Origin of the sequence: Paractinoplanes tereljensis, from assembly GCF_016862435.1 — a bacterium.
In the GTDB taxonomy this organism is placed as follows: Bacteria; Actinomycetota; Actinomycetes; order Mycobacteriales; family Micromonosporaceae; genus Actinoplanes; species Actinoplanes tereljensis.
Genome location: NZ_BOMY01000051.1, coordinates 195,903 through 218,765 on the forward strand (window position 1 = coordinate 195,903; position 22,863 = coordinate 218,765).

Consider the following 22,863-nt stretch of genomic DNA (forward strand, 5'->3'; position numbering starts at 1 on the left):
ATTGACGGTTGTTGGCCGACAGATCTGTCGCACCATCCGGGAGCCGGCGTGGCATCGCCCTTGCGCCTTCAGGTCCTTGGTCCGTTGCGGGTGTGGTGCGACGGTGTCGAGGTGGATGCCGGTCCCCGGCAACAGGCCTATCTGCTGGCCTTGCTGCTGGCCCGGGTGGGCAGCCCGGTCAGCACGAGCGAGCTGGTGGACCTGATCTGGGGCGACCAGGTCCCCAGCAGTGCGCTCAACGTCATCCACAAATACGTCGGTGTGTTGCGGCGACTGCTCGAGCCCGCGGTCCCCACCCGCACCCACGGTTCCTACCTGCTTCGCCGCGGAAACGCCTACCTGTTCACCGCGGCCCCCGGCACCCTGGATCTCGTCACCTTCCGGGAACTCGTCGAGACGGGCAAGGAGGCCCTCGCCGAGCAACGCCTGGACGTGGCGCTCGATCGCTATGTCGAAGCGCTCGGCCTCTGGCGGGGCCATGCGGGCGCCGGATTCACGCACCGGTCAACCGCGCTGCCGATCTTCGCCGCCCTCGACGACGAGTTCTACGCCGCGTGCACGGAAGCGGCCGAACTGGCCGTGTCGCTGCGCCGGCCGGTCCGGGTGCTGGCGGCGTTGCAACTGGCCGCATCGATGGCGCCGTTCCACGAACCTGTCCAGGCCGGCCTCATCGCCACCCTCGGGGCGGCGGGACGTCCGGCGGAGGCTCTGTCGTTGTTCCGCGAGGTCCGCGCCCGCCTTGCCGACGAGCTCGGTATCGACCCCGGCCCGGAGCTGCAAGCCGCGCACCTACGAGTGCTGTCGCAGCCCTCGATGTCGCCGGAGGTAGTGCGCACGGACACGCCAGGCCTGGTCGGCCGGGCCGAGGAACTCGCCCTGCTGCGGCGATCCGTCGAGATGGCATTCGCCGGCCACCCGGCGCTCCGCATCGTCGAAGGCGAGCCGGGCGTGGGCAAGACCCGGCTGGTGCAAGAGATCGCCACCGAAGCGAGCCGGCGTGGCGCGCTGGTCGTGTGGGGTTCATGTCTGGAGGGCGACGGAACACCTTCGATGTGGCCCTGGGAACAGACGCTCCGCCCGATTCTTGACAGCCTGCCCGCGCTGCTACGGGAGAAGTGGCTCGCCAGTGAGCTCGGCGGCCTCCTCGAATCGCGAGACGACGGTTATCCGATCGCGCCGGCGATTCCCGACAGCAGTGCGCAGTTCCGGCTGTTCGAGCAGGTCGTCACGGTCGTCGGGCAGGCCTCGGCGCTGCGGCCCGTGCTGCTGGTCGTCGATGACCTGCAGTGGGCCGATGCCGCCTCGCTCCAGCTGTTCGGCCACCTGGCGGGCCGCTTACCCGCCGGCACGGTGATCATCGGTGCGCTGCGCGATCGCGCACCCACCCCCGGCTCCAGCCTGTCGCGGGTGCTGGCGGAGGCCGGCCGGCTGCCCGGTCACCGCCGGATCCGGCTCGGCCCGCTCGGGTTGACCGAGGTGACCGAGCTCATCCGCCGCGAAACCGGCCACGATCCCGGTGCCGAGGTCGCCCGCGACGTCCATGCCCGCACCGCCGGTAACCCGTTCTTCGTCCAGGAGCTGTCCCGGCTGCTCGGCGACGGCGGCGCGGCAGCACTGGCCGGGGTGCCGCCCACGGTGCGAGACGTCGTCCGCGATCGGATGACCGGTCTCGACGACAGCGCTCACGGCCTGCTGCGCATCGCCGCGGTCATCGGCCGCGATGTGGACCTCGACCTGCTCGCCCGCGCGATCGGTGCCGACATCGCGGATTGCCTCGAACGCCTCGAACCGCTGCAGGCACTCGGTCTCCTGGAGACCAAACCGGAAGAACCGTTCTCCTGGCGCTTCGCCCACGACCTGGTCCGCGAGTCGGTCACCGAGACCACTGCCCGGCAGCAGGCCGTCCGGTTGCATTTGCGCGTCGCCGACGCCCTCGAACACATCCATGCGGACGACGAGTCCGTCGCCGAACGCCTCGCCTACCACCTGCGGGCCGCCGGCCCCCTGGCCGACCCGGGTCGCACCACCAAGGCACTGGCGCGCGCCGGTCGCCGCGCGGCGACCAAGCTCGCGTTCGCAGCCGCCTACCGGAACCTGGAATCGGCCGTCCAGATCGCTCGGGCGGCCGGGCGGCCGGAGCTGGAACTGTCCGTCCTGTCGCTGCACAATCTCCTCGCCGTCGAGCCCCCGGGATTTGGCGGCTCGACGTTCGATCTGCTGGAACGGGGCGCCTATCTGGCCGGCAAACTCGGCCGCGAGACGGCCGCTGCCGAGTTCCTCTTCTTCCGGATGACCGGGGCCTACGTCTCCACCGAGAAAGACCGTGGGATGTGGGCTCGCCGGCTGCATGAGCAGGGCCAGGCGTCCGCGGACCCGATCATCCAGGCGTACGGCCGGCAGGCCTGGGGCCTGTACCACTGGGACATCGGCGACATCGACACGGCGTATCAGTGTTTCAGCTGGCTGGCCCGTACCACCACGGACGGCGTTGCCTCGCTGCTCGCCAACTCGGCCGAGCCGCACCCGGGGCCGGCTCAGGAAAGCATGTACCACCTGGCCGGCCAGGTCGGGGGTGCCCCGATTCGACGCCGGCACGACCTCGGACGGTGGCGGATCCCGGATGAGTGGGTCGGCTATCTGGCCGTGATCACCGCGCTGCACGGCGATGTCGAGACGGCGCGGTCTCTGCTCGGCACGGTGTACCAGGCCGAGGGCGACCCGTTTGAGATGTCGGGCTGGACTCGTTACCAAACCATGGCCGCCTCGATGGCCGGTGACGCGGCCTGGGCGATGCACGCGACCGAACGGTGGGTCGCGGCCAGCGCCGACCTTCCCGGCGTCGCGCAGGAGGTCTATATCCGGCTGGACTGGCACTGGGCCCGCGCCCACACCGGCGACGACCCGGCCGGCAACGCGGCCGAGGCCGAACATCTCCTGGCCGAGACCCTGCGTGACCCGCCCCGGTGGGGCCTCGCCTACTGGTACGGACTGGTCGCCGAGATGTGGCTGACAGCGAGAATGCCCGACCGGGCCGCGACCGCCCTCGACCGGGCCGACCAGGCCGTCACGGCCCATGGCCAGCGCTACGCCGAAGGACTTCTCCTGCTGCTGCGCGCTCGCCTGCTGCACGCCCGCGGCGAACCCGTCGACGTGGTCCGAGCCGCCGCCGAGAAAGCCCGGGTCCGATCGAGCGAACGGGGGGCCCATCTCTTTGCCCGCCGGGCCGAGGAGTTCCTGGCCGATCTGGCGGCTCAGACCGGCGGAAGGGCACGTATCGGCAGGTGATGGGATGACTACGCCGCGGGTGCGCACTGGAGTTGGTGACTCGCAGTGGCCAAAGTACCGGGCATGCCGACAACACTTGCCGACCCGATTGAAGGCCGCGAAACCTGGCGGCCGGACGTGGAACTGATGCTGCGCAGTCTCCCGGCTCCGCACCAGGAGATCATTGTCGCGACGTATTTCGGCCGCCGGACGGCGCAGCAGGCGGCGGAACAGCTCGGCATCTCGCCGGTCGAGGCGAAGGCGCGGCTCTACGAGGCGATGCGCAGCCTGTCGGGGATGGTGGACACCCGCTGGCCTGGTCTGGCCGACCCGCCGGACACCGGAAATGTGACCCGCCGGATTTGGAAAACCACTCGAATGAATCTCGCGAAATGGCGGGCGTGAAACGCCGAACGGCGGCCCGCTGAAATCAGTCGAGCCGCCGTTCGGAAGAGTCTTGGTCAGACCGGGCGAATGTTCTCCGCCTGCAGGCCCTTCTGGCCCTGGGTGATGTCGAACTCCACCCGCTGGTTCTCCTCGAGGCTGCGGAAACCGCTCGACGCGATCGCGGAGAAGTGGGCGAAGACGTCGGCGCCGCCGTCGTCCTGGCTGATGAAGCCGAAGCCCTTGTCGGCGTTGAACCACTTCACGGTACCTGTAGCCATGTCTGCTCCCTAGCAGGCTGTTCGAGATCGCACTGTGCGATCTCTTGCCGCCGCGTTGAAAACCCGCGTCGAAAGCGACACGAAAACGAAAAAGCGCCCGCTGGGTTTCAGATAACCCCATCAGGCGCCGAAAACGTCTACGGTAATCAAAACTGCAACGAGGCCAACCGTAGCACAGAAACGCCGGTGTCCAGCCCTTCGGCCAAACTTCTCCAGCCGTCGTGTCGCCGGACCGGACAAAAGGCCTAAGGGAATACGGAGATCGCGGCGGCGGGGCATACCGCCGCGGCGTTCTCGACGGCGGGGCGTAGCTCGGGCGGCGGGGCCGGGTCCAGCAGGATCACCACGCCGTCGTCGTCGCGCTGGTCGAACACCTCCGGCGCGATCATCACGCACTGGCCGGCGCCGCAGCACGCGTCCTCGTCAACAGTGATCTCCATGGCAGTCCCCCAAAGGATTCAGACGGTCAGCAGGTCGGCGATCGCGTCGATCAGCAGGCGGCCGGTGCGTGGCCAGGAACCGGGCGCGGCGTGACCGGCGGCCAGGTCGCGCTCGTGGTCGGCGCAGGTGTGCACGATCAGATGGCCGATCATCTCGATGCGCGGGACGGCGGCCGGGGGCACCACCTCGAGCAGGACCTCCATCGCCCGGCTCATCGCGGGCGTCGAGGTGGCCGACCGCACGGCCACCGTGCGCAGGACCGGGTCGATCAGGATCTGCGCGGAACAGCGGGCGTACCAGCTCGGCGTGCCCAGCTCGGCCAGGTGCCGGGTGAGCGGCAGGACCACGCAGGCGATCCGGGCGCGGGGCGCGCCAGGGACCCCGTCCAGCATCCGCGCGCGGTAAAGATCCATCGGGACCGCGTGGGTACGGATGATCGCCGCGACCAGGTCGGCCTTGGTGCCGATGTGGTAGCCGACCGCCGAGTTGCTGCCCTGCCCGGCCGCCTCGGCGATCTGCCGGTTGGAGACGGCGTGCACCCCCCGCTCGGCGAACAACTTCTCCGCCGTACGCAGCAAAAGCGCTTGGGTCGCCGCGGCATCCGCCCGCACCCGCCGGCGCGGCGTAGCCGCGTCTACCACCGGACCGGCACCTCTTCGATGCCGCCGACCACCAGGCCCTCGCGGCGGCGCAGCGCGGCCGGCTCGACGTCGAGGCGCAGGCCGGGCAGCCGATCGAGCAGGACGCCGAGGACCGTCTGCAGTTCGACCCGGGCGAGGGCCTGGCCGAGGCAGGAGTGCGGGCCGGCGCCGAACGCGATGTGCGGGTTGGGACGGCGGTCGAGCACCATCTCGTCGGCGTCGGCGAACACGCAGCCGTCCCGGTTGGCCGAGGCCAGGTTGGTGATGACCGTGGTGCCGGCCGGCAGGGTCTCGCCGGCCACCTCGTACTGCTCGGAGACGTACCGCGGGATGCCGATGTTGGGGTTGGCGTCGAAGCGCAGCGCCTCCTCGACGGCCGACGGGATGAGACCGCGGTCGGCGAGCAGGGCCTCCCAGCGGGACCGGTCGGCCAGCAGCATCGCGACCATCTTGCCGATCATGTTGGCGGTGGTCTCGTGCCCGGCGACCAGCAGGCCCTGGGCGGTGATGATCAGCTCGACCTCGGTGAGCCGGCCGTCCTGCGCGTCGACGATCGTGGCCAGCTCGCTGAGCAGGTCGTCGCCGGGGTTATCCCGCTTGGCGAGCACGTGGGCGGCCATGAACTCGTGGAACTCGCGAGCCGCGGTGTCGAGTTCGTCCTGCTTGAACTTGGTGAGGTTGAGCATGGCGTCGGACCAGTGCGCGAACCGGTCGCGGTGGTCGGCGGGCACCCCGAGCAGCTCGCAGATGACGAAGACGGGCAGCGGGAAGCCGAGGGCGGAGACCAGGTCGACCGGCGGCTGGACCGCGGAGATCAGCTCGTGGGCGATCTCCTCGATGCGCGGGCGCAGCGCGTTGACCCGCTTGGCGGTGAACGAGCGGCTCATCATCCGCCGCCAGCGCAGGTGACCCTCGCCGCTGGTCATGTCGGTCACCAGGGAGGCCTCGTTGAACACGCCGCCGCTCTCCGAGTCGGCGATCCGGGCAGCGTCGGGCCGGCTCAGGTTGTGGGTGAAGCGGGGGTCGGCGAGCAGGGTGCGCACGTCCTCGTAGCGGGTGAGCAGCACGGTTTCGTCGCCGCTGGCCATCCGCACCCGGGAAACCGGGCACTCGTCGCGCAGCCGGGCCCACTCCGCGGGCGGCTCCAGGGCGCTGGGCTGGGTAAACGGATATTCCACTTCAACCTCCCGTGCTTGACACAGTGACGGTCCTCAATGGAACCTAAGTCAAGTGACTGATCAACAGCAACCCCGATCATCCAGGCCGCCGTTCATTCTTTCGGTCAGACCATTTCGGAATTGCCGCCCGGAGTCACTAAAAGCCAAATTTGTGTTGCTAGGAGATTTCCGAGGCGGCCTGCGATAGTCCCGGCATGGATCGCAAAAGGATTTTCGCCGCCGCTGCGATCGCGGCTCTCATTGCAGCCCTCGCCGGAACCCCGGCTCAAGCTTCGGCCAGCAAACCGGTCCAGGTCACGTTCACTTTCGACGACGGTGTCGCCGATCAGCTGCAGGGGCAACAACTACTGCAGAAGTACGGCATGACCGGCACGTTCTTCATCAATTCGGCACTGATCGGGCTGCCCGGATACATGACCCGCACCGATCTTGACGGGCTCAAGGCGGCCGGGCACGAGATCGGCGGGCACACCGCAACACATCAGAGTCTGACCAGCCTGACTCCGGCCGAACAGAATCGGCAGATCTGTCTCGACCGGAATACGCTGCTGTCCTGGGGATTCGCGGTGACGTCGTTCGCGTACCCATTTGTGGAATTCGATTCAACGACGAAGACGATCGTGCAGACGTGCGGATACAACTCGGCTCGCGCGGCCGGCGATTTAAGATCACCATTCAGCTGTACGGACTGTCCGGTCGCGGAAACCGTGCCGCCGCTGGACCGGTGGGAGATCCGCACCCCCGACGACGTCGAGAGCAATTGGACCCTCGCGCAGCTCAAGAGCGTGGTCACCCGGGCCGAGGTCACCGGCGGCTGGGTGCCGTTCAACCTGCACCACATCTGCGCGGGCACCGGCTGCCCGGCCGAGTCGATCTCGCCCACCATTCTCGACCAGTTCCTGGCCTGGCTGCAGCCGCGCTCCGCGCCCAGCATCCGCACCACCGTGCGGACCGTGCAGCAGGTGCTCGGCGGGGCGGTCAAACCCGCGGTGCCGCCGACCGCCGCGCCGGCGCCGGGTGCGCCGGGCGTCAACACGGTCCGCAATCCGTCGCTCGAGACCACCGACTGCTTCACCTCGGCCGGGTACGGCACGAACACCGTCACCACCACCCGGGTCAGCGACGCGCACACCGGATCGTGGGCGACCCAGATGAACATGACCAGCCGCACCGACGGTGACGCCAAGCTGATCCCGACCTTCGACCTCGGCCAGTGCTCGTCGCAGGTGGCGCAGGGCCGCACCTACCAGGTCGCCACCTGGTACAAGTCGACCGTCCCGGTCTTCTTCACGCTCTATCAGCGCAACGCGATCGGCCAGTGGAGCTACTGGACGCAGAGCCCGCGGTTCGCCGCCGCCAGCACCTGGACCAGGGCGACCTGGCTGAGCCCGGCGCCCCCGGCAACCGCGGTGGCGGCCAGTTTCGGCCTGGCCATCGACAGCGTCGGCACCCTGACCGTGGACGACTACGGCTTCGCCGACACCGTCGCCACGCCCGCCCCGGTCGGGGTGAACGCCCTGGTCAACCCGTCGCTGGAGACGCCCGGCGCGGACGGTTTCCCACAGTGCTGGACCGGCACCGGTTACGGCACCAACACTCCGGTGTGGACCCGGGTCACCGACGCGTTCGACGGCACGTACGCCCAACGCCTGGAACTGACCAGCCGCACCGACGGCGACGCCAAGCTGATCCCCGGCTGGGACTCGGGCAACTGCGCTCCGCTGGTGCTGACCGGCCACACGTACACGCTGAGCGTCGCCTACAAGTCCAGCGCGCCCACGTTCCTGACCCTCTATCGGCAGGACAGCGCCGGAACCTGGTCGTGGTGGACGCAGAGCCCGGCATTCGCGACCTCGGCCGCCTACACGACCGCGACCTGGACCACGCCGACCGTCCCGGCCGGCACCAAGGCGGTCACCTTCGGCCTGACTCTCGACAGCGTCGGGCAGGTGACCACCGACAAGTACTCGATGGTGGCGAACTAGAGCGGCTTGTTGAAGATCAAGAAGTCGCAGGGGCAAGCCAGATGGGGCGCCAGGGCCGGGTAGTCCTCGGCCAGATCGGTGACGCGCACGACGCGATATCCGGCCCTGGTGTACCACTCACGCAGGAACTGCTTGACCGGGTGCGTCCACTCCCGCGGAACCAGCAGTTCCACCTGCATGCTTTTCAGACCAAGATCAACAGCCCAGCCTTCGGCGTACGCCAACAGGTCCCGCCCGATGCCGGCGCCGCGCCGCTTCGGGTCGGCCACCAGCATGCCGGCCTCGCCCACACTCTCGTCCGCGGGCAGGCGGCAGACCCGGGCCACGCCGATGATCTGGCCGCCCTCGCGAGCGACCACCAACTCCCCCGCCGCGATAATTTTCGCGATCTCGGTGCCGTCGGTGCGGTCGGTCGGACCGGCCCACAGCCCCTCCTCGGCGACCGCGTAAACCTCGTTGACCAGGTCAGTAACGGTCGCCACCAATGCCACATCGGAGGCCAGGGACGGGGCGGCGATCGCGATCATGTCTTTCCCGACTTGAGGATGGTGGGCAGGTCGGCCGCCGCGGGGGCAGCCGCCGGAAGCGGTGGGCGGTCGACCGCGCGCAGGCCGTCGAGCAGCAGGGCCAGGTAGCGGCGCCACAGGTCGGCGGAGAGCTCGCGGCTCATCGTGAAGGCCGGGCCGAGCAGCGCGAAGATCGCCGCGATATCCTGCGGTGTCGCGTCGGCCCGGACCACCCCGGCGGTGTGCGCGCGGTCGAACAGGTCGGTGACCGCGACGATGATCTCCGGCCAGATGCGGGCCTGGGTCTCGTCGTCGCCGCGGCCGGTCAGCGCCTCGTAGAGGCCGCGGTCGCGGGCCTGGCGTTCGGCGTTGGCCTCGAAGAACGTGACCAGGGCCAGCCACGGGTCGGCGACGGTGAGGGCGTGCCGGGCGTCGACGACGATCTGCTCGGTGGCCCCGGCCAGGACCTCGGCGGCCAGCGCCTGTTTGTTCGGGAAGTGCCGGTAGGCGGTGCCGGTGCCGAGGCCGGCGTGCCGGGCGATGTCGTCGAGAGTGGCCCCGAAACCGCGCTCGGCGAAGACCTCGCGGGCGGCCTCGACCAGACGGGCCCGGTTGCGGGCCGAATCCTTGCGGACGCTCATGACCGGCTCATCGTAGCGGTCACCCCCTCGGCGAGGAGGCTGCGGGCGCAGTCGACCACCGTTTCGGCGGCCGGTCGCGGGTGCCAGTCCAGCATCGAGGCGGCCTTCGCGGTGCTGTGCCGGTTGCGGCGGCCCAGGGACACGGTGATGGCCCGCAGCGACGGGTCGGCGAGCGCGAATGCCCGTACGACGAAGTTGGGAAGCCGGCGGGTGGGCACCCGGCGGGCCGCATCGCCGAGGCCGGCGCGCAGCGCCTCGGCCATCTCCGACATCCAGGTGAACTCGCCGGTGCCCAGGAACCGCTGGCCGGCCGCCGCCGGCGCGAGCATCGCCCGGATGTGCAGGTCGGCCAGGTCGCGCACGTCGACGATCTCGAGGCCGATCCGGGGCGTGCCGGGCACGGCCCCGGTCAGCATCCGCCGGACGATCTCCACCGAGCCCACGTTGTCGCTGCTCAGGACGGGGCCGAGGACCGCGCCGGGCAGGATCGTGGTGAGCTCGGTGGGGCCGTCGTAGGCGGCCATGAAATCCCAGGCCGCCTTCTCGGCGACGGTCTTCGACCGCCGGTAGGGGCTCAGCGCGGGGTCGGCCGGGTCGGTCCAGAGGGTCTCGTCGGTCATTCCTTCCTCGGCGTACGACGAGGGGCTGGCCGCGTTGGCGGCCGAGGTCAGCACCACCCGGCGTACGCCCGCGGCGGTGGCCGCCCGCAGCACCCGCAGCGTGCCGTCCCGCGCCGGGCCGACGAGGTCCTCTTTGCCGTTCGCGAGGCCGAGCGGCGATGCCACGTGCAGCACGTAGTCCATGCCGGCAACCGCCGCGTCCCAGCCCTCGTCCTTCATCAGATCGGCGACGACGACCTCGCCGCCGGGCGTTTGGCCGGCTCTGCCGATGGCGCGGACCGTGGTGCGCACCTCATGCCCGCGGCGCAGCAGCTCGACGATGATCCAGCCGGCCACATAGCCGGTGCCGCCGGTGACGAGAACCTTCATGACTCGCTCCCCTCAGGCGGAGACAAGATCTCCGCTTTAGAAAAGCTAACACGAAGCGGAGACTCGGTCTCCGTCTTACGCTCGTGATCCGGTTCACCTGGCGGGGCCCTCAAGTTTTGAAAAAGGCGCTTAGGTTAGCCTCACCTCATGACAAGCGAGGCCGTGCTCACCGGCGCTGATCTGACGCTCGCCTACGACGGCCGGACCGTTGTGCACGGCGCCGGCATCGAGCTGCGGGCCGGCACCGTGGTGGCGCTCATCGGGCCGAACGGTTCGGGCAAGTCCACCCTGCTGCGTTCGCTGGCCCGGCTGCACACGCCGCAGTCCGGCACGGTGGACCTCGGCGGTGCGGACGCGTTCGTGCTGCGCCCCCGGGACTTCGCCCGGCGGGTCACCCTGCTCACCCAGTCCCGGCCCACGCCGGGCGGGGTGCGGGTGCGCGACGTCGTCGCCTATGGACGGCACCCGTACCGCGGGCGGTTCGGCGCCGGCGACCCGGACGGGCCGGCGCACGTGCAGCGGGCCATGGAGTTGACCGGGGTCGCCGAGATGGCCGACCGGGCCGTCGACGAGCTCTCCGGCGGCGAGCTGCAACGGGTCTGGCTGGCCACCTGCCTCGCCCAGGACACCACCGTGGTGCTGCTCGACGAGCCCACCACGTTCCTCGACCTGCGCTACCAGATCGAGACCCTGGACATCGTGCGCGACCTGGCCGACGAGCACGGCGTCGCGGTCGGGGTGGTGCTGCACGACCTCGACCAGGCCGCCGCCGTCGCCGACCACCTGGTGCTGCTGCAGCAGGGCGTCGTGCGGGCCACCGGCCGGCCCGCCGAGGTGCTCACCTCCGAACTGCTCACCGAGATCTACGGCCTGCGCATCGACGTCCACGTCGACGCCGACGGTCACGTCCGCACCCGGCCGGTCGGCCGGCATCACACCCGAAAGGTTTCCATCTAAATGGCCATTACCCGCCGCGCCTTCGCCACCTCGGCGGTCGCACTCACCGCGATGCTCATCGCGGCCTGCGGCACCACCGAGGACACCACCGACACCGCCGCCCCGGCGTCGTCGGCGCCGACCGGACCGGTCGACCTCACCGACGAGCGCGGCACCGTCCACCTGGACGCGCCCGCCAAGAACGTCGTCTCCCTCGAGTGGGGACTCACCGAGAACCTGGTCGCGCTCGGGGTGAAGCCGGTCGGCGAGGCCGACGTCAAGGGCTACAACGTGTGGGACACCAGCGCCCCGATCGACGCCTCCACCCCGGATGTCGGCCAGCGCGGCGAGCCCAGCCTCGACGCGATCATCGCGCTCGACCCGGACCTGGTCGTCACCACCACCGACCTGCCCGAGACGGTCATCGCGCAGCTCGTCAAGAAGGTGCCGGTGCTCGCGCTGCGCGGCTCCGACGGCACCGACCCGATCGGCTACATGCGCAAGACCGTCACCACGCTGGCCAAGGCCACCGGCACCGACGCGAAGGCCACCGAGCTGCTGGCCGGCTTCGACGCCAAGGTCGCGGCGGGCAAGGACGCGCTGGCCAAGGCCGGTAAGACCGGGGCGCCGTTCACCATGTCGGACGGCTGGGTCGACTCCGGCACCGTCTCGATCCGGATGTACACCCCCAACTCGTTCTTCGGCGGCATCGCCAAGGAACTGGGCCTGGAGAACCAGTGGACCACCGGCGGGGACAAGGACTACGGCCTGGCCACCACCGACGTCGAGGGCCTCACCAAGGTCACCAACGCGCAGAACACGTTCGTCTACGTGGCCAACAAGACCGACGGCGGCGACTTCACCGACAACCTCAAGAGCAACGCGGTGTGGAAGCAGCTCCCGTTCGTCACCGCCGGCAAGGTCAAGCGCATCCCCGACGGCATCTGGATGTTCGGCGGCCCGGCCTCGGCCAACGCCTACATCGATTCCCTCGTCACGGCACTGACCGCCTGACATGACCAGCACGATCGCCCCTCCGGCCCTTTCGAGAACCGAAAAGACCACGACGAAGACGTACGGCATCATCGGCGTCTTCGCCGGGGCGATCGTGCTGCTCGCCGTCCTGGCCGCGGTGCACCTCACCCAGGGCACCGCGAGCCTGGGCGTCGGGGAACTCCTGCGGGCGGTCTGGCCGTGGGCGCACGACGACAGCTCCCGCGACCAGGCGGTGGCCGTACTCGTAGCCAGCCGCCTCCCCCGTCTGGCCGCCGCCCTGCTGGTGGGTATTGCCGTCGGCGTCGCCGGCGGGGTCCTGCAATCGGTGGCCCGCAACCCCCTCGCCTCCCCCGACACCCTCGCCGTCAACGCCGGTGCCTACGTGTCGGTGGTGGCCGTCGCCGCGTTCGGCCTGTCCCTGCCGTTCTTCCTGAACGGCCTGGTCGCCTTCATCGGCGGCATGCTGGCGGCCGGCCTGGTGCTGCTGGTGGCCCGGGGCGGCGCGGCCGGCCCGACCCGGCTGGTGCTGGCCGGTTCGGCGGTGGCGCTCGCCCTGAACGCGCTCACCACCGTGCTGCTGATGCTGTTCCAGCAGAACACCGTCGGCCTGTTCGCGTGGGGCAGCGGCACCACCGTCCAGTCCGGATCGCACCAGGTCACCATGGCCGCGCCGATCATCGCGCTGGGCCTGGTCGCCACCCTGTTCCTGGCCCACCGGCTCGACGTGCTCGCGCTCGGCGACGACCCGGCCCGGGTGCTCGGGGTGGACGTACGCCGTACCCGGGCCGTCGCGGTGACCCTCGCCGTGCTGCTCGCCGCGATCTCGGTGACCGTCGCCGGCCCGATCGGCTTCGCCGGCCTGTGCGCTCCGGTGATCGCCAAGCTGATCGCCCGCCGGGTCCCCGGCCTCGGCTCCCACCTGCTGCTTCTGCCCTTCGCCGGCCTGGCCGGCGCCCTCATCGTGACCGGCGCCGACGTGCTGATGCGCCTGATCCTGCCGCCCGACCGGGCCATCTCGGTGCCCACCGGCGTGGTCACCACCCTGGCCGGCGCGGTCGTGCTGGTCTGGCTGGCCCGCCGCCTGCGCGACGGCGGCCCCGCCGGGGTTCCCGCCCGCGGCGGCCACGGCTCGGTGCGCTCCCGCGGCTGGATCATCGGCGTCAGCGCGGTGCTGGTGGTGGCCCTCCTGGCCGCGTTCGTGGCGGCGTTGCTGCTCGGCGACCGCATCGTGCTGCTCGGCGACGTGGCCAACTGGGTGCAGGGCAACTCCGGCCGTACCGTCAGCTTCGTGCTCGACCAGCGCTGGCCGCGAGTGCTGGCCGCCGTGCTCGGCGGCGCCGCGCTGGCCCTGGCCGGCGGCATCGTGCAGGCCGTCTGCCGCAACGCCCTGGCCGAACCCAGCCTGCTCGGCATCACCCCCGGCGCCGGCGTGGGCGCGGTAGCCGTGGTCATGCTGCTGCCCGGCCTCAGCGTCTGGCCGGTGGTGGGCGCCGCCACCGCGGCCGCGCTGGGCACGTTCGCCCTGGTCTACTGGCTGGCCTCGGGCCGCGGCCCGGCGTCGGACCGGATCGTCCTGATCGGCGTCGGGGTCAGCGCCGCCGCCACCGCCATCACCACGCTGGTCGTCGTCCTGGTCTCCCCCTGGAACGTCAACACCGCCCTGACCTGGCTGGCCGGCTCCACCTACGGCCGCACCATCGGGCAGGTCGTGCCGGTGGCGCTGGCCCTGGTCGTGGGCCTGCCGCTGGCCCTGGCCGGAGCCCGCACGCTCGACCTGGTCGCCCTGGACGAGGACGTGCCGCGGGTGCTTGGGGTGCCGCTCGGCCGGGCCCGGCTCGGTTTCCTCGCCCTGGCCGCGGTGCTTACGGCGGCAGCGGCGGTCGCGGTGGGTGCGCTGGCCTTCGTCGGCCTGGTCGCGCCGCACGCGGCGCGGGCCCTGGTAGGCGCCCGGCACAGCCGGGCCCTGCCGGTGGCGGTCGGCTTGGGCGCCCTGCTGGTAAGCGTCGCCGACACCCTGGGCCGTACGGTCATCGCGCCCTCGCAACTGGCGGCCGGCCTGGTAACGGCCCTGATCGGCGCCCCCTACTTCGTCTGGCTCCTCTACCGAAGCCGCTCCACCGCCTAGCCGCCCGCCCCCATCCGCCCCGACGAGCCGTCGGCGCCCACCGCATCACCCGCGACTTCCCTCAGCCCTGGCCGACGTGATATCTCGCGGATTTCGTAAATGTCCGGCAGAGGGCGCGGCGCCGACCGGCGCCGCAGACGGCACAGCACGAAACGCCAGATCGGCGTGGCGCGGCAGGCCGCGTGGCGCGGCAGGCGGCGCGGCGCGGCAGGCGGCGCGGCGCGGCAGGCGGCGCGGCAGGCGGCGCGGCAGGCGGCGCGGGCCCGGCCCCGGCCAATGCCCGCCGGGCTACCAGATGGTGAACGCCGCTCTCGGATTCTGGCCCGACTTCGCGCATTGCGGGCCTAGTCCCGCTTTTCGGACATCGCTTCCATCTTCTGGGCCAGAACCACCCGAAATACCCGGCATGCCGCTTATATCTCTGGGCGGAGTCCGACTCACCTCGACATTGTCGAGTTAGCTACCCGTCTGTTGACGCAGCTTTCCAAGATCTACGTTTTTGGGCACCGCACTACGAAAAGAACGACGTGCGGACCTCCCAGAATCATCGCAAAGCGCGCATTGCGGGAACGGCCGGGCCGGCGCGGACGACGGGCCCGCTCGGACAGCGGGCCGGCGTTAGCCGGGGGTTTGGGGTCGGGACCGCCCGGGGCGGGCGCGCGGAGGGTGAGTCTCGCCTGGCTGGACTGGTGGCACGGGACTGTTTGTAGGCCGTATTTGGAAAAGGCGTAAGCGACACGCCTGGCTGTCGCCTCTTGGTTAGCAGGCTGCGCCGGTCAAGGCGCCCTTTTGGAGGGTTACGTTTTCGCCGGTCAGGCGGATTCGCAGGCCGTCGGGGAGGACCTCTACGCCGGCGTATGTCAGGCCGGGCGGGAGTTTCTGCAGGTCGTATGTGGTCTCCTGGGGTGCCACCTGGGCCAGGACGTTGGTGGCCGGGAAGCGCACGCCGAACATTTCGATCTGGTCCGGGGAGATGTCCAAGGTGCTGTCCTTGATTACCGGTTTGCCGTAAAGGACGACCGGGGTGTCCTTTCCGGAGCCGCCCGTCGCCGTTGCGGTCAGCAGGCCACCCTCCGCGCCGAACAGCGTCGGGTTTCCGGGGGGCTGCTTCAGGACCGTGAACGGCTGGGTCGTCACGCCGGAAATCACCACCTTGATGCCCTGGGGATCTACCGTCACCGAGCGGTAGGTAACGCCGGACGGCAAGGTTGGCAAGGTCTGCTTCAGGTCGTCCTGGTTGATCTGGCTCAGGACCAGTTTGCCCAGCGTGCTGTCGGGCTTGTGGTCGGCGCCGAGGATGTGGACCAACTTGGGCACCAGGGTCAGCGTGCCGGGGCCCAGCACGGGCTGGGTGTGGATGGTCAGGGGGACGCCGATCGCGGTGGTGTTGATGCCCAGCAGGCCGTTTGCCGCGGTGTAGGAGACGGTGCGGCCACCTACGTCCGTGGGCAGGGTGTTCAGGGCCGTCGTCGAGACGCCGCCGATCTGGATGTGCACGCCGTCGGTGCGTGGGGTGATCGACTGGTAGCGGACGCCGTCCGGCAGGGGTGGTAGCTGCTGGCTGCGCACGCCGCCGGCCAGGTCGCCCACCTGGGACGCGGGCAGGGACTTGCCGAAGATCTCCAGGCGTTGCGGGACCGACTGCGCCGTCTCGCCGCGCAGGCGCATCTTCATGAACAGCTTTGCCTGCACGTTGTCGGCGGCTGCGGCCGGCATCGTCACATCGACCGAGAGGCCGCCGTCACCGGCCTTGTGGAAGGTGCGTTTCGGAGTGCCCGCCGGGGTTGGCAGGTAGCCGAAGTTTACCGTGATCGCGGCGTCCATGCTGCCCACATGGGTGCCGCCGGAGGGTTGAGTTACGTCGCGCATGGTGGCGGTGAAGCGGGCGTGCGGGACGCCGCTCAGCGTGGCGTCGGGGACGATCAGCTTCACCTCGGTCAGGCGCTTGTGCAGCGCCTGCGGGACCAGCGGGCCGCCGCCCACGGTCACCTCGGTGCCGGCCGCGGCCGCGCCGGAGCAGGAGACCTGGCTGCTGACCTGCTTGACGATCCGGTCGCGGATGATGTCGTCGAGGATCGGTACCGGGACGGCGTAGGCGAGCATGCCGGCCGCCAGCAGCAGTACGCCGCCGGTGGCGGCGGCCGCGACCCACTTGAAGCGCGGGCCGCGCGCGAGGTGCAGGGGCCGGTGGTTATCGGCCCGGCTTTCGGTCTCCACCACGGTCATGCTGTTGTTTACGTGCCGGTAACCTCTCCGGGTTCACTGACAAGAACCTTTTCGGCACGCGGCGCGACTGAACCGGCTGAGGAGGGCAGATGACCGACGAGTTGTTGATCGTCCGCTGCCGGCTCGGGGAACGCGCGGCCTTCGCCGAGCTGGTCCGGGCCTGGCACGACCCGGTGTGGAACTACGTGCGCCGGATGCTGGGGCCGGACCGGGCCGAGGACGTCGTGCAGGAGGTGTGGCTGGCGGTGTTCCGCGGGCTGCCGAAACTGAACGATCCGGCCCGGTTCGCGCCGTGGCTGTTCACCATCGCCCGCCGCCAGGTGACCGACCTGCTGCGCGCGTCCTACCGGCTCCCGGAACCCGAGGCGCCGGTCGAGGACACCGCCGACCTCATTGTGGACCGCGCGGTGCTCGGCGAGCTGCTGGCCGCCGTTCCGGTCCGCGAGCGCGAGGTGCTGATCCTGTTCTACCTGCAGGATCTGACCCTGCAGACGTGTGCCGAGATCTGCGCGGTCCCGGTCGGCACGATCAAGTCCCGGCTGAACCGGGGACGCCGGTTGCTGCGCGAGGAAGTCGCCCGGAAGGGGTTCACCCGATGACGCCCGACGAGATTCTGGCCCGGCTGGAGGCTCCGCTGTCGCTGCGCCGCCGGCTCGGCTACCTGGCGGTGCTGCTGGCCGGCCTCGGCGGCGCACTGCTGACCGGGACCCTCTGGGCGACCGAACCGGCCCTGCCGGGCCGCACGGCCGCCGCGTTCGGGCTGCTCACCACGGTGGGTCTGGGCTGGGCCGGTTACGGCGGGTGGGCACTTACCCGGCGCGCCCCGCTGTACGCCCGGGACCGGGTGATCGCCGCCTGGATCGCGCTGGCCGCCTGGCTGGCCGGCGGGGCGGGGGTGGCCGCACTGGCCGCCACCCGCGGGTCGTTCCCGGCCGGGATGGCCGTCGTCGTAGCCGTGCTGGGTGCCGCCGCGGCCGTGAACCTGGTCGTGGCCCACCGCCGGCGGGCGGCACTCCGGCGACTGCGGGGGTAAGAAATTACCGACAATTCACCCTTACGGGGGTCTCCGGTCGCCGGCCCCGGGACCGGAACCGGTCCCGGGCCGACGAGTGGAGCGCATCAGAACGGCGCTGGACCGCGACCGGCGAGCGACATCAGGACCTGCGTGGCCAGGAGTTTGCGGACGCCCGTGACGGCGACCTCGCCCACCTGGTCATAGGGCAGTTCCAGGGACAGCCCGTCGCCCGCGTCGCGGACCTCGGCGCTGACTTGATCCGGACGGAACGTACCGCCCCAGCCGTCGATACCGCCGCGCTGGTTGGTGCTGAGCGAGGCCATGCCGGATACGCGTGTGCCGTCGACGAGGGTCAGCCTCGCCGGACCGGAATAGGTCGTCATAGTCGTCAACGGTATCCGGCTCGCTCAGGTGCGCGCGGTCCGGATCTCGCCTGCGTGATGCTGAGCCACCCCGGTGGCCACTCCGGCCACCAGGAGCACCGCCAGGAAGGCGAGCAGGACCGGCGGTCGAAGATCAGCCAACAAAAGTCCGAGAGCCAGGGGTACGCCGAGGCCGGGCCACAGCAACGCCGGGCGCACCTGCCGGGACAGCCCGGCCTGGATCACCGTGGCACTGAACAGGTATCCGGCGACCCCGGCCGCGAGCACGCCTCGCGTTCCGGCCGACAGGTGATCCTCGGCGCCGTGCAGGATGGCGTGCTCCAGCCCCACCGCCACCGCGGCCAGGCTGATCGCGACCGGCAGGTGCGCGTACACGTAGAAGTCGTGCACGCCCTGCCTGGTCCGGTCGTGGCCCTCCTCCAGCAGCCGGCGTTTCGCCGCGCCGCCGGACAGGTCGAAGTACGACCACCAGAGCGCCGCGGTGGCCACGAACGCGAACACCGCGGTGACGACGACCCCGCCCTTCCAGGCACCGTCGTGCACACCGGTAACGGCGGCCGCCACCGACTCCCCCAGCACCAGGATCACGAACAGGCCGAAGCGTTCCGGCAGATGTTCCATGTGCAGCGGCAGGGCGTCCTCGAGCCGGGCCGACAGGGTCGGTCCCAGCAGGTCCACCGCGACCCCCACGCCCCACAGCACGTACTTGGCCGGGCCCGGCACGGCCAGCGAGACCAGCCAGAAGGCGGCTCCGGCGGTGTGCCCGATCAGGTAGGGCCGCATGGTCGGCCGGGCGTCCGGCACGTGCCACCAGGCCCGCAGGTAGCCGGCGACCAGCACGAACCGCAGCAGCACGTACGACAGGGTGAACCAGGCCCCGCCGAGCTCGTCGATCGACGCCGCCATCCCGATCACGGCGGCCATGCCCACCAGCATGAGCAGCCGGAACACCGCGTCGTCGGTGTCGAACCGGTTCGCGTACAGGGCGCTGCTGGCCCAGGCCCACCACCCCACCGCGACCACCGCCGCGAAGGTCAGCCCGCCCACCCAGGTCTCGTCCTTGGCCAGCAGGTCGGCGCACCGGGCGACGAACAGCACGAAGGCCAGGTCGAAGAAGAGCTCCAGCCGGGTGGCTGACCGATTCGTATCCTGGTTGAGGTCCGGCGGCCGGACGATCTCCCGCTCTTCCGCGTCTTCCCGATCAAGTTCGGCGATCTCGTCCGGCGTGGCACCCATGACTGCGACAGTGCCCACCGCGGCCCCGCTTGATGTCAGCGGGCGACGGTGACCTTCACCCCGCCGGAGAGCAGCGAGTCGTGCAGCTCCAGGCTGGTCAGCCTGGTCGCCTTCGGGACGTCGAAGACGAGCTTGCCCTCGACCCGGTCGCCGGGGCTGAGCTTCTTCAGAAACGTCTGGGTGTCGTGGTTGGCATAGACGCCGGCGATCTCGTCGTTGCCGTACTCGGTGCCGGCCGCGTCGAACGCCTTCTGCCAGCGGCCGAGGAAGTACTGCGACTCGTCGGCGATGTTGCGCACCGACAGGCTGACCACGCAGTACTTGCCCTTCGCGGTCTTCTCCAGGTGTTCCAGCCCGACCTTGGTGCGGGAGCAGTCCACCCGGGAGACCACGAACTCGAACTTGCCGTCCCGCACCGGGTCGCCGACCCCGGGCGGCGGAGGTGTGGTCGGGGCCTTTTTCGTGGCCTTTGTCGTGGCCGCCGGCCCGGCGACGGCGGCCGGTTCCTTGCTTCCGTAACGCTGGGCGGCCAGGCCGGCCAGGAACAGCACGGCCACCGCGCCGACCGCGAACAGGACAGCGAGCAGCGGGTTGAGCGGAGCCCTACGGTCGTGCGCCATGTCTTAACTGTCGAACAGCGAGCCGGGCGAAGCCACCGATTTCGCCTGATCAGCGTGACCCTCCACCTGATCGGACAAGCGACGCGCACGGCTCGCTAGGCTCGTCGGTATGACGACCCTTGCCAGCCGCACCACCTCGGTTCTGCGCAGTGAGCACGACACTCTCGCGAGCCTGGTTCCGACACTCACCGACGAGCAGCTCACCGGCCCGTCCGGCGCGTCCGACTGGACCGTCGCCGACGTGCTGTCGCACCTGGGCAGCGGCGCCGAGATCTCGCTCGCCGGTTTCCGCGCGGCCCTCGGCGAGGCCGAGGTGCCGGGCGACGGCTTCAACCAGAGCGTGTGGGACCGCTGGAACGCGCTCAGCCCGCAGGACCAGGCCGCCGGCTGGGTGCGGTCCGACGAGGCGCTGGTCGCGGCGTTCGAGGCGGTGCCCGAGTCGCGGCACGACGAGCTGCCGGTCAAGCTCGGCTTCCTGCCCGAGCCGCTGCCGTTCGCCTCGTTCCTGGCGATGCGGCTCAGCGAGGTCGTCCAGCACGGCTGGGACGTGCGGGCCGGCATCGACCCGGCCGCCGCGCTCACCGAGCCGGCCGCGCAGCTGCTCGCCGAGCACCTCAGCGGCGGGATCGGCTTCATGCTCGGCTTCATCGGCAAGCCCGCGGAGGCGCGCGAGCACGCGGTGGTCGAGATCGCCAAGACGCCGTACCGCATCGTGCTCGACGACGCGGCCCGGCTCACCACCGAGACCCTCCCGGCCACCGCGACGTTCAGCGGCCCGCTGGAGTCGGCGGCCCGGCTCGTCTACGGCCGGCTCGGCGAGCGGTTCACCCCGGCCGGCGTCGAGGTGTCCGGCAACATCACGCTCGCCGAGCTACGCGCGGCGTTCCCTGGCTTCTGAGAAACGCTCGGCGAGCATGGCGCAGAACAGCGCGCCCTGCTCGATCGCGTCGTCCAGCGCGACGTGGGTGTGCGGGGCATCGTCGAACCACGACCGCGGCATGGAGCGCTTCGCGGTCGCCCGGTAGTCGGTGCCCAGCAACGCCATCGCGTAGGTCTTGATGTCCAGCGCCGAGTGCGAGAACGGGCTGGACCCGGCAAACCGGATCAGATACCAGTACACGAACATGAAGTCGTACGCCGCCGGGTAGCCGACGAACACCGGCTTGCCCGGCAGCCCTTCAAGCCACTCGCGGTAGCGGATCATCGCGGCGGCCGGCTCCTCCTGGTCCGCCCGGCAGGCCGCCCAGGCCTCCGGCTGGGTCGCCCACCAGGCCATGGTGTCCGGGTTACCCTCGGCGCCGGGCAGCGTGACCAGGTTGGCGCTGAACGTGCCGACCAGCTCCTTGCCCGCGGTGAACGCCGCCGAGGCAAAGCTCAGCATCGAGTGCGGCCCGGGAATCGGCCCATCGGCCTCAACGTCGGTGCTGACATAGATCTCCGGTCGCGCCACCCCCGAACCGTAGCCATCCGGGCGGTCCGCTCGCGCTTCATTTTCGGCCTACCCTCTTCGCATGATTCGCAGTGGTCGATGGTTCGCGCTCGGTGTCGTGGCCGCCACCTACGCGGTGGCCGGGCTGGCCGCCTGGGCCGTCGCCGCTGCCACGCCCGGGCACCCGCTCGCCCGCACCCTCGGCGCCGATCTGGTCGCCACCGTCGTGGTATTCGCGGCCAGCCTGGTCGTCGGCAACGCCAGCCTCTACGACCCGTACTGGAGTGTTGCGCCGCCGGTGGTCGTGTCGGCCTGGGTGCTGTGGCGGGACGACCTCAACGGGCGGCAAGTTGTCGTGGTCGCGCTCGTGCTCATCTGGGCGGTGCGGCTGACCGGCAACTGGGTGCGGTCGTGGCGCGGGCTGGAGCACGAGGACTGGCGTTACGTGCAGATGCGCGAGCAACGACCGCCCTGGCTGCCGTGGTGGCTGGTCAACCTGGCCGGCATCCAGCTGATGCCGACGCTCGTGGTCTTCGCCGGGCTGCTCGCGGTCTGGCCCGCGGTGACCGTCACCGACCGGCCGCTAGGCTGGCTGGACGCCCTGGCCGTGCTGGTGACCGGCGGTGCCGTACTGATCGAAGCGGTCGCGGACCGGCAGATGCACCGCTTCACCGCGGACCCGGCCAACCGCGGCCGGATAATCGACCGCGGGTTGTGGCGCTACTCGCGTCACCCCAACTACCTCGGCGAGATCGGCTTCTGGTGGGGATTGTGGCTGTTCGGCCTGGCCGCCGCGCCGAGCTGGTGGTGGACCATGGCCGGGCCGATCGTGATGGTGCTGCTCTTCGCGCTGGTGAGCGTGCCGCTGATGGACCGCCGTTCCCTCGCCCGCCGTCCGGCCTACGCCGAGCACATGCTCCGCGTCCCGGCCCTGCTCCCCCGGCCCTGGCGTCAACGCGGCGTCAACAACGGCGACGCGAGCGTCCCAGAGCCGTGAACGACCCTGTCCGCCCCGCACCGCGCCGGGTGATCGTGGCCAGGTGACTGATGAGCAGGTGATCGTCGGCGTTTCGCCGTCCCTGGCGGGACTCGCGGCATTGCGGTGGGCGCTCGGTGAGGCGCGCCGCCGGCAGGTGCCTCTGTTGGCCGTACGGGCCTGGCAGCTCGATTTCGGACCCCGGGCCCGGCCCACCTGGGAGTTCGAACGGGCCACCGCCGAGGACGCCCGGACCCTGGCTCACGGGGCGTTCCGGCTGGCCGGCGAGTCGGCCGACGACGTGGTGATCCGGGTGCCACGCGGGCTCGCCGCGACCGCGCTGCGCGACTACGCCCACCCGCACGACCTGCTGGTTCTGGGAGCCGGGCGGAGCCGCTGGCTCGGCGGGCCGGTGGTGCGCGCCGCCGTGCGCGGTGCGCCCTGCCCGGTGATCGTGGTGCCGCCGCCGGAGCTGACCCTCCACGGCCGCCGGGCCGGTCGCCGCCTGCACCGGGAGGTGAGCGACGCCCTCAGCCGGCTCCCCCGCCCCGGCGAGCCGGAAAAGCGGCCAGGCTGGGCCGAGAACGGCCCAGCCTGGCACGAGAAGTGAC

At 70.8% G+C, this 22,863-nt stretch carries 23 protein-coding genes; 11 read left to right on the forward strand and 12 right to left on the reverse strand.

What is annotated here, in order from left to right; translation table 11 throughout:
- Positions 1-48: 48 nt before the first annotated feature.
- Both Ate02nite_RS40835 and Ate02nite_RS40840 read left to right on the forward strand, forming a co-directional pair.
- Positions 49-3,285, forward strand: a complete 3,237-nt coding sequence (locus tag Ate02nite_RS40835) for an ATP-binding protein (RefSeq protein WP_203813289.1) — start codon at positions 49-51, stop codon at positions 3,283-3,285.
- Between the two features lie 45 nt (positions 3,286-3,330).
- Positions 3,331-3,669: an RNA polymerase sigma factor gene (locus Ate02nite_RS40840; RefSeq protein ID WP_239148079.1), complete on the forward strand. Its 339-nt coding sequence runs from the start codon at positions 3,331-3,333 to the stop codon at positions 3,667-3,669.
- 56 nt (positions 3,670-3,725) lie between these two features.
- Here the strand turns inward: Ate02nite_RS40840 and Ate02nite_RS40845 are convergent, their stop codons facing one another.
- The 4 genes from Ate02nite_RS40845 to Ate02nite_RS40860 form a co-directional block, all read right to left on the reverse strand.
- Positions 3,726-3,929, reverse strand: a complete 204-nt coding sequence (locus tag Ate02nite_RS40845) for a cold-shock protein (RefSeq protein ID WP_203813290.1) — start codon at positions 3,927-3,929, stop codon at positions 3,726-3,728.
- A 245-nt stretch (positions 3,930-4,174) separates the two neighbouring features.
- Positions 4,175-4,369 (reverse strand): ferredoxin, encoded by a 195-nt coding sequence (locus Ate02nite_RS40850; protein ID WP_203813291.1) that lies wholly within the window; start codon positions 4,367-4,369, stop codon positions 4,175-4,177.
- An 18-nt stretch (positions 4,370-4,387) separates the two neighbouring features.
- Positions 4,388-5,011 carry a TetR/AcrR family transcriptional regulator gene (locus Ate02nite_RS40855; protein ID WP_203813292.1) on the reverse strand — a complete coding sequence of 208 codons (624 nt, stop codon included), beginning with the start codon at positions 5,009-5,011 and terminating at the stop codon, positions 4,388-4,390.
- On the reverse strand, positions 5,005-6,189 hold the full coding sequence (locus Ate02nite_RS40860) for a cytochrome P450 (protein ID WP_203813293.1): 1,185 nt from the start codon (positions 6,187-6,189) through the stop codon (positions 5,005-5,007). Before Ate02nite_RS40860 ends, Ate02nite_RS40855 begins: the two co-directional genes overlap by 7 nt.
- A gap of 194 nt (positions 6,190-6,383) precedes the next feature.
- Here Ate02nite_RS40860 and Ate02nite_RS40865 point away from each other — a divergent pair, with 194 nt between their 5' ends.
- Positions 6,384-8,174 carry a polysaccharide deacetylase family protein gene (locus tag Ate02nite_RS40865; RefSeq protein ID WP_203813294.1) on the forward strand — a complete coding sequence of 597 codons (1,791 nt, stop codon included), beginning with the start codon at positions 6,384-6,386 and terminating at the stop codon, positions 8,172-8,174.
- On the opposite strand, the gene Ate02nite_RS40870 is transcribed toward Ate02nite_RS40865, so the two are convergent.
- Genes Ate02nite_RS40870 through Ate02nite_RS40880 form a run of 3 tightly spaced genes read right to left on the reverse strand, consistent with a single transcriptional unit; the run spans position 8,171 to position 10,310 of the window.
- Complete coding sequence (locus Ate02nite_RS40870) at positions 8,171-8,701, reverse strand: GNAT family N-acetyltransferase (protein WP_203813295.1); 531 nt, start codon at positions 8,699-8,701, stop codon at positions 8,171-8,173. The two genes, Ate02nite_RS40865 and Ate02nite_RS40870, sit on opposite strands and share 4 nt — an antisense overlap.
- Positions 8,698-9,321, reverse strand: coding sequence for a TetR/AcrR family transcriptional regulator (locus Ate02nite_RS40875; RefSeq protein WP_203813296.1), 624 nt, complete (start codon positions 9,319-9,321; stop codon positions 8,698-8,700). The genes Ate02nite_RS40870 and Ate02nite_RS40875 overlap by 4 nt, the downstream gene beginning before the upstream one ends.
- Positions 9,318-10,310 (reverse strand): NAD-dependent epimerase/dehydratase family protein, encoded by a 993-nt coding sequence (locus tag Ate02nite_RS40880; RefSeq protein WP_203813297.1) that lies wholly within the window; start codon positions 10,308-10,310, stop codon positions 9,318-9,320. Before Ate02nite_RS40880 ends, Ate02nite_RS40875 begins: the two co-directional genes overlap by 4 nt.
- A gap of 147 nt (positions 10,311-10,457) precedes the next feature.
- Between Ate02nite_RS40880 and Ate02nite_RS40885 the strand changes: the two genes are divergently transcribed.
- The 3 genes from Ate02nite_RS40885 to Ate02nite_RS40895 are packed head-to-tail and all read left to right on the forward strand — an operon-like array spanning position 10,458 to position 14,367.
- Positions 10,458-11,267: an ABC transporter ATP-binding protein gene (locus Ate02nite_RS40885; RefSeq protein ID WP_203813298.1), complete on the forward strand. Its 810-nt coding sequence runs from the start codon at positions 10,458-10,460 to the stop codon at positions 11,265-11,267.
- Positions 11,268-12,260, forward strand: coding sequence for an ABC transporter substrate-binding protein (locus Ate02nite_RS40890; RefSeq protein ID WP_203813299.1), 993 nt, complete (start codon positions 11,268-11,270; stop codon positions 12,258-12,260).
- A gap of 1 nt (position 12,261) precedes the next feature.
- On the forward strand, positions 12,262-14,367 hold the full coding sequence (locus tag Ate02nite_RS40895) for an iron ABC transporter permease (RefSeq protein ID WP_203813300.1): 2,106 nt from the start codon (positions 12,262-12,264) through the stop codon (positions 14,365-14,367).
- Positions 14,368-15,126: 759 nt separating this feature from the next.
- Here Ate02nite_RS40895 and Ate02nite_RS40900 read toward each other — a convergent pair.
- Entirely contained in the window at positions 15,127-16,584 is a 1,458-nt protein-coding gene (locus tag Ate02nite_RS40900) for an LmeA family phospholipid-binding protein (protein WP_203813301.1), read from the reverse strand.
- Positions 16,585-16,682: 98 nt separating this feature from the next.
- Here Ate02nite_RS40900 and Ate02nite_RS40905 point away from each other — a divergent pair, with 98 nt between their 5' ends.
- On the forward strand, positions 16,683-17,192 hold the full coding sequence (locus Ate02nite_RS40905) for an RNA polymerase sigma factor (RefSeq protein WP_203813302.1): 510 nt from the start codon (positions 16,683-16,685) through the stop codon (positions 17,190-17,192).
- Positions 17,189-17,626: a hypothetical protein gene (locus tag Ate02nite_RS40910; RefSeq protein ID WP_203813303.1), complete on the forward strand. Its 438-nt coding sequence runs from the start codon at positions 17,189-17,191 to the stop codon at positions 17,624-17,626. The genes Ate02nite_RS40905 and Ate02nite_RS40910 overlap by 4 nt, the downstream gene beginning before the upstream one ends.
- 86 nt (positions 17,627-17,712) lie before the next feature.
- Here Ate02nite_RS40910 and Ate02nite_RS40915 read toward each other — a convergent pair whose 3' ends face one another.
- Genes Ate02nite_RS40915 through Ate02nite_RS40925 form a run of 3 tightly spaced genes read right to left on the reverse strand, consistent with a single transcriptional unit; the run spans position 17,713 to position 19,847 of the window.
- Complete coding sequence (locus Ate02nite_RS40915; protein WP_203813304.1) at positions 17,713-17,991, reverse strand: hypothetical protein; 279 nt, start codon at positions 17,989-17,991, stop codon at positions 17,713-17,715.
- Between the two features lie 24 nt (positions 17,992-18,015).
- Positions 18,016-19,227 carry a low temperature requirement protein A gene (locus tag Ate02nite_RS40920; RefSeq protein WP_203813305.1) on the reverse strand — a complete coding sequence of 404 codons (1,212 nt, stop codon included), beginning with the start codon at positions 19,225-19,227 and terminating at the stop codon, positions 18,016-18,018.
- A gap of 35 nt (positions 19,228-19,262) precedes the next feature.
- On the reverse strand, positions 19,263-19,847 hold the full coding sequence (locus Ate02nite_RS40925; RefSeq protein ID WP_239148080.1) for a DUF4352 domain-containing protein: 585 nt from the start codon (positions 19,845-19,847) through the stop codon (positions 19,263-19,265).
- A gap of 109 nt (positions 19,848-19,956) precedes the next feature.
- On the opposite strand from Ate02nite_RS40925, the gene Ate02nite_RS40930 reads away from it, so the two are divergent.
- A complete protein-coding gene (locus tag Ate02nite_RS40930) occupies positions 19,957-20,745 on the forward strand; it encodes a maleylpyruvate isomerase family mycothiol-dependent enzyme (RefSeq protein WP_203813306.1) in 789 nt (262 codons plus the stop codon).
- Here Ate02nite_RS40930 and Ate02nite_RS40935 read toward each other — a convergent pair.
- On the reverse strand, positions 20,719-21,297 hold the full coding sequence (locus Ate02nite_RS40935) for a 3'-5' exonuclease family protein (RefSeq protein ID WP_203813307.1): 579 nt from the start codon (positions 21,295-21,297) through the stop codon (positions 20,719-20,721). The two genes, Ate02nite_RS40930 and Ate02nite_RS40935, sit on opposite strands and share 27 nt — an antisense overlap.
- Before the next feature lie 61 nt (positions 21,298-21,358).
- On the opposite strand from Ate02nite_RS40935, the gene Ate02nite_RS40940 reads away from it, so the two are divergent.
- Together Ate02nite_RS40940 and Ate02nite_RS40945 are read left to right on the forward strand one after the other, a co-directional pair.
- The gene (locus Ate02nite_RS40940; protein WP_203813308.1) at positions 21,359-22,273 is read left to right on the forward strand and encodes a DUF1295 domain-containing protein; all 915 of its coding nucleotides are present in this window, start codon (positions 21,359-21,361) and stop codon (positions 22,271-22,273) included.
- A gap of 43 nt (positions 22,274-22,316) precedes the next feature.
- Positions 22,317-22,862: a universal stress protein gene (locus Ate02nite_RS40945; protein WP_203813309.1), complete on the forward strand. Its 546-nt coding sequence runs from the start codon at positions 22,317-22,319 to the stop codon at positions 22,860-22,862.
- Position 22,863 lies beyond the last annotated feature (1 nt).